Source organism: Pseudomonas subflava (genome assembly GCF_023823685.1).
Taxonomy (GTDB): domain Bacteria; phylum Pseudomonadota; class Gammaproteobacteria; order Pseudomonadales; family Pseudomonadaceae; genus Aquipseudomonas; species Aquipseudomonas subflava.
Window position 1 is genome coordinate 1 of sequence record NZ_JAMXBF010000012.1, and the last position, 6061, is coordinate 6061.

A 6061-nucleotide genomic window follows, 5' to 3' on the forward strand; every position below is an offset into this window, starting at 1 on the left:
ACATGAGCGACATCACCACCTACCAGAACTACATCGACAACACCTTCGTCGGCAGCGACAGCCTGATCGAGGTGCGCAACCCGGCCAACGCCGAGCTGCTGGCGCGCATTCCCGAGTCCGACGACGCCCAGGTCGAACGCGCCATCGCCGCGGCCCGCGCGGCGCAAAAGGGCTGGGCCGCCACGCCGGCCATCGAGCGCGCCGGCCACCTGCGCCGCATCGCCGCCAAGGTGCGCGCCAACGCGCCGCGCCTGGCGCAGATCATCACCCGCGAGGGCGGCAAGGTGCCGGCCCTGGCCGAGGTGGAGGTCAACTTCACCGCCGACTACCTGGACTACATGGCCGAGTGGGCGCGCCGCCTGGAAGGCGAGGTGCTGACCAGCGACCGCGCCGGCGAGCACATCTTCCTGCTGCGCAAGCCGCTGGGCGTGGTGGCCGGCATCCTGCCGTGGAATTTCCCGTTCTTCCTCATCGCGCGGAAGATGGCGCCGGCGCTGCTGACCGGCAACACCATCGTGATCAAGCCCAGCGAGGAAACCCCGATCAACTGCTTCGAGTTCGCCAGGCTGGTGGCCGAGACCGACTTGCCGCGCGGCGTGTTCAACGTGGTCGGCGGCACCGGCGCCGGCGCCGGCAGCGCGCTGACCCGCCACGCCGGGGTGGACCTGATCAGCTTCACCGGCAGCGTCGGCACCGGTTCGCGGATCATGGCCGCGGCGGCGCCGAACATCACCAAGCTCAACCTGGAACTGGGCGGCAAGGCGCCGGCCATCGTTCTTGCCGACGCCGACCTGGAACTGGCGGTGAACGCCATCAAGGCCTCGCGGGTGATCAACAGCGGGCAGGTGTGCAACTGCGCCGAGCGCGTCTACGTCGAGCGCGAGGTGGCCGACGCCTTCATCGACAAGATCGCCTCGGCCATGGCCGCCACCCGCTACGGCGATCCTTCCGTCGAGGCCGACCTGGACATGGGCCCGCTGATCAACCAGGCCGGCCTGGACAAGGTCGCGCAGATGGTGCGCACGGCGACCGGACAGGGCGCCCGGGTGATCACCGGCGGCGCGGTGGCCGACAAGGGCCGCGGCTTCCACTACCAGCCCACGGTGCTGGCCGGCTGCACGGCGGAGATGGAGATCATGCGCAAGGAGATCTTCGGCCCGGTGCTGCCGATCCAGATCGTCGACGACCTCGACGAGGCCATCGCCCTGGCCAACGACAGCGAGTACGGCCTGACCTCATCGGTCTACACCCGCAACCTCAGCGCCGCGCTCAAGGCCAGCCGCGAGCTGGACTTCGGCGAAACCTACATCAACCGCGAGAACTTCGAGGCCATGCAGGGCTTCCACGCCGGCACGCGCAAGTCCGGCATCGGTGGCGCCGACGGCAAGCACGGCCTGTACGAGTACACCCACACCCACGTGATCTACGCGCAGGAATAACCCCCGGCGCATGCTTGAGCGGGCCGGCCGCCAGGACGCCGGTCCGCTCCTTTTTCCTGGCATTGCGCGCGATGCCAGGAAAAAGGAGCGGGAATTCAAGCGGGGAGGGCGGCTTAGGGAATCGCCATGCGTAGGGTGCGCCGTGCGCACCGGGCGGGGCGGGTTAACGGGATTGCATAACGGATGGGGGCGAGGTTTCGGTGGCGCTTCGCGCGGGCCGACAGGTGCGCACGGCGCACCCTACGATCCATGCCCTGCGCACCGTGCAGGTTTTCGATTCGATGGCGCGGCGGCGGGTGCCGCGCCTTGCTCAGAACAACTCGTTGGGCTGGACGATGCCGTGTTTCTTCATCTTGCGATACAGCGTGGAGCGGGCGATGCCGAAGGCCTCGGCCACCGCGCTGATGTTCCAGCGCTGCTCGCGCAGGGCGGCGTAGAGGTGGCGCGCCTCGTCGTCGTCCAGTCGCGCGGCCAGCTCGGTGCCGGCCGCTGTGGCGGGCGGTGGGAGCGTCTGCTGCAGCTCGGCCGGCAGGCAGTCCAGGTCGATGCGGCCGTCCTCGGCGAGGGCGGCGGCGTAACGCAGGCAGTTGAGCAACTGGCGGATGTTGCCCGGCCAGGGATGCCCGCGCAGGCGCTCGCGCACCGCCGCGTCCAGGCGCAGGTTCGCGTCCAGGCCGGCCAGCAGCGCGTCGATCAGCGCATCGCGGTCGCTGCGTTCGCGCAGGGCCGGCAGCTGCAGGGTCATGCCGCTGAGGCGGTAGAACAGGTCCTCGCGGAAGCCCTTGCTGCGGATCATCTCGGCCAGGTTCTGGTGCGTCGCGGACACCACCTGCACGTCCAGCGCCACTGGCGCGTCGGCGCCGAGGGGGAACAGTTCGCGCTCGGCCAGCACGCGCAGCAGGCGGGTCTGCAGGTGCGCCGGCATGTCGCCGATCTCGTCGAGGAACAGGGTGCCGCCGTTGGCCAGCTCCAGCTTGCCCTTCATGCCCTTCTTGCTGGCGCCGGTGAAGCTGCCGCCGCGGTAACCGAACAGCTCGCTCTCGATCAGGCTCTCCGGGATCGCCGCGCAGTTCAGTGCGACGAAAGGCCCGGCGTGGCGCGCGCTGGCCTGGTGGATGGCGCGGGCGAAGGCCTCCTTGCCGGTGCCGGTCTCGCCGGTGATGAGGATCGGGATGCCCTTGTCGAGCACCTTGCGCAGGCGCCGCACGCCATCCAGCAGGCGCGCGTCGCCACCGCTGAGGCGCTGCAGGTCCGGGTGCTCCGGCCGGCTGGACGCCCTGGCCGGCACGCTGCGTTGCGGCGGCGCGGCGGGAATGCGCAGGCCGATGTCCACCAGCGCCTCGCCCTGCAGGGTGCGCAGGCGCACGCCGCGGGCGCCGCCGTGGGTGAGGCTGAGCAGCTCGTCGACGTTGGCCGGCAGCAGCTGGTCGATGCGGCTGCCGAGCAGGTCGATGCCGCGCTCCTGCTGGTAGGCGACGAAGGCGGCGTGGTTGGTGCCGATGATCCTGCCGCGCTCGTCGAGAGCCAGCAGCTGCTCGTTGGCCAGGTCGGCGATGTCGTCGCGCGGCTTCAGCGACAGGCTCAGGCGGTCGCGGTAGCGCTGGCGGAAGCTGGCGTTCTCGATCAGCCGGGCATACATGATCACCAGCTGCAGGGTCAGGTACTGCGCCTCCTTCGGCCCGTCGCTGTTCAGGCAGGTGGCGTTGAGGCAGCCGCGCAGGGCGTTCTGCGCGTCGTAGATCGGCGCCACCGAGCAGCTCAGGCGGAAGTTGGAGACCAGGAAGTGCTCCTGGCGGTGGATGGTCATCGGCTGGCCGGCGGCCAGGGTGGTGCCGATGCCGTTGGTGCCGGCGATGGACTCGTCCCAGCGCGCGCCGACGATCAGCCCGGCCTGGGTATAGCTGTCGCGCTGGCGCGGCAGGCGCGAGTCGAGGGTCACTCCCTGTTCGTCGCTGAGCAGCACGGCGAAGCCGGCCGGCACCACGCGCTTGGCCAGGCCGCTGAGGCCCTGGCCGGCGATGGCCAGGTAGTCCTCGTGCAGGGCCTGGTGGTCGCGCAGTTCGGCGGCGGTGAGGATGTTCTTCTGCACCGCGCCGTGGGGGTCGAGGCGGTGCTGCATCACGCTGCGGTACCAGGAGCGGGCGATCAGGCCGTCGGGGCGGATGCCGCGCTCGGGGAAGTGGTCCTCGACGAAGGCGGCGAGGTCGGTCGGGCAGGTTTCCAGGGCATGGGCGGTCATGGTCACTCCCATTGCCGCGAGTCGGGCCGCGGCACATTGTTGTTTTTTGCGGAGCCGTTCGTCCGTTGGCTTGTCCCAACCATACTCCGGGTGTGAACGATGTGCAGTCATCCATCCGTCGAACACGAGGGGCGCAGCAAGCGCTGTGCCGCCTCGCCGGAATCGCGGTGCGGCCCGCGGCGGTGCGGTTTCTCCGCGCCCGCGGGCGGTGCCGGCAAGAACAGTTGTCGCAGCGATGCGACACCTGTAGCGGGCGGAGGCGACAGGTGTCGCGCCGGCCCTACCAAATCAGGGGCGAAATTCCTTCGAAAGTATCATTCGGGGGAAACGTCGCTGGTGGTTAACTCGACCTGCCGGAATCTTCCGGCTTACAAGAAGAGGATCGATCCATGTGGACCAAGCCTAGCTATACCGACCTGCGCATTGGTTTCGAAGTGACCCTGTACTTCGCCAATCGTTGATGCGATCTGCCCCGGTCCGCCGGGGCTTCCAACCGGAGCGCCGTATGCTCATCCAGATTCTCGGGTCGGCCGCCGGCGGCGGCTTTCCCCAGTGGAACTGCAACTGCCGCAACTGCCGCGGCCTGCGCGAAGGCACGCTGAACGCGCGCCCGCGCACCCAGTCGTCCATCGCCCTGTCCGACGACGGGGTCAACTGGATCCTGTGCAACGCCTCGCCGGACATCCGCGCCCAGCTCGAGGCCTTCCCGCCGCTGCAGCCGGCGCGGGCGGTGCGCGACACCGGCATCGCCGCCGTCGTCCTGCTCGACAGCCAGATCGACCACACCACGGGCCTGCTCAGCCTGCGCGAGGGTTGCCCGCACGAGGTGTGGTGCACGGAGATGGTCCACCAGGACCTGACCAGCGGCTTCCCGCTGTTCGACATGCTCTCGCACTGGCCGGGTGGCGGCCTCCACTGGCAGCCCATCGACCTGGCGCGCAGCTTCACCATCGCCGCCTGCCCGCAGCTGGAGTTCACCCCGTTCCCGCTGCACAGTGCCGCGCCACCCTATTCGCCGCACCGCAACGACCCGCACCCCGGCGACAATATCGGCCTGCGGGTGCGCGACCGGCGAACCGGCGGCACGCTGTTCTACGCCCCCGGCCTGGGCCAGGTGGACGCCGACTTGCGCGCGCAGATGGCCGAGGCCGACTGCCTGCTGGTGGACGGCACCTTCTGGCGCGACGACGAGATGATCCGCGCCGAGGTCGGCAGCAAGCTCGGCAGCCAGCTGGGCCACCTGCAGCAGAGCGGGCCGCACGGCATGGTCGCCGCGCTGCAAGGGCTGGCCGCGCGCAAGGTGCTGATCCACATCAACAACACCAACCCGATCCTCGACGAGGACTCGGCCGAGCGCGCCGAACTGACGGCGCACGGCATCGAGGTCGCCTTCGACGGCATGAGCATCGAACTCTGAGGAATCCGGCATGAGCCAGCTCGCCGGGTGCGCCGCGCGCACCCCGAACCCCTTCAGGACCACGGGTGCGCACGGCGCACCCTACGCAAAGGTGCAGAGATGAGTCAGCCTGCCATGAGCCCCGGCGAATTCGAGCAGGCGCTGCGCGCCAAGGGAGCCTGCTACCACATCCATCACCCGTACCACGTGGCCATGTACGAGGGCCGCGCCAGCCGCGAGCAGATCCAGGGCTGGGTGGCCAACCGCTTCTACTACCAGCTGAACATCCCGCTGAAGGACGCGGCGATCCTGGCCAACTGCCCGGACCGCGACACCCGCCGCGAGTGGGTGCAGCGCATCCTCGACCACGACGGCGCAATGGGCGAGGAGGGCGGCATCGAGGCCTGGCTGCGCCTGGCCGAGGCGGTGGGCCTGGACCGCGAGCAGGTGCTGTCGCAGGAGCTGGTATTGCCCGGCGTGCGCTTCGCCGTGGACGCCTACGTCAACTTCGCCCGCCGCGCATCCTGGCAGGAGGCGGCCAGCAGCTCGCTGACCGAGCTGTTCGCCCCGCAGATCCACCAGTCGCGCCTGGACAGCTGGCCGCAGCACTACCCGTGGATCGACCCGGCCGGCTACGACTACTTCCGCAAGCGCCTGAAGGAGGCGCGCCGCGATGTCGACCACGGCCTACGCATCACCCTCGAGCACTACCGCACCCGCGAGGCCCAGGAACGCATGCTGAACATCCTGCAGTTCAAGTTCGACGTGCTGTGGAGCATGCTCGACGCCATGAGCATGGCCTACGAGCTGGAACGCCCGCCGTACCACACCGTGACCCGCGAACGGGTCTGGCACCGGGGGATCGAGCTGTGAGCCGCGGGTCTGCGGTGCGCACGGCCGTGTGCCTCGAGATTCGCTCTGTGGTGAGCACGGCGCACCCTACGGGCGTATCGAACGCCACCGCCGCGCGACACGTAGGGTGCGCCG

5 protein-coding genes are annotated in these 6061 nt (G+C 69.6%); 4 read left to right on the forward strand and 1 reads right to left on the reverse strand.

Annotated features, from left to right (window positions below; translation table 11 throughout):
* The first annotated feature begins 2 nt into the window (after window positions 1-2).
* Entirely contained in the window at window positions 3-1439 is a 1437-nt protein-coding gene (gene aldA, locus NF616_RS17085) for an aldehyde dehydrogenase (protein ID WP_252274551.1), read from the forward strand.
* A 310-nt stretch (window positions 1440-1749) separates the two neighbouring features.
* Here aldA and NF616_RS17090 read toward each other — a convergent pair whose 3' ends face one another.
* Window positions 1750-3678: a sigma-54-dependent Fis family transcriptional regulator gene (locus NF616_RS17090; protein WP_252274552.1), complete on the reverse strand. Its 1929-nt coding sequence runs from the start codon at window positions 3676-3678 to the stop codon at window positions 1750-1752.
* Window positions 3679-4067: 389 nt separating this feature from the next.
* On the opposite strand from NF616_RS17090, the gene pqqA reads away from it, so the two are divergent.
* The 3 genes from pqqA to pqqC all read left to right on the forward strand — a co-directional run bounded on the left by pqqA (window position 4068) and on the right by pqqC (window position 5947).
* Complete coding sequence (gene pqqA, locus NF616_RS17095; protein WP_003239771.1) at window positions 4068-4139, forward strand: pyrroloquinoline quinone precursor peptide PqqA; 72 nt, start codon at window positions 4068-4070, stop codon at window positions 4137-4139.
* A 44-nt stretch (window positions 4140-4183) separates the two neighbouring features.
* On the forward strand, window positions 4184-5095 hold the full coding sequence (pqqB, locus tag NF616_RS17100; RefSeq protein WP_252274554.1) for a pyrroloquinoline quinone biosynthesis protein PqqB: 912 nt from the start codon (window positions 4184-4186) through the stop codon (window positions 5093-5095).
* Between the two features lie 99 nt (window positions 5096-5194).
* Window positions 5195-5947 (forward strand): pyrroloquinoline-quinone synthase PqqC, encoded by a 753-nt coding sequence (pqqC, locus tag NF616_RS17105; RefSeq protein WP_252274556.1) that lies wholly within the window; start codon window positions 5195-5197, stop codon window positions 5945-5947.
* Window positions 5948-6061: the final 114 nt, after the last annotated feature.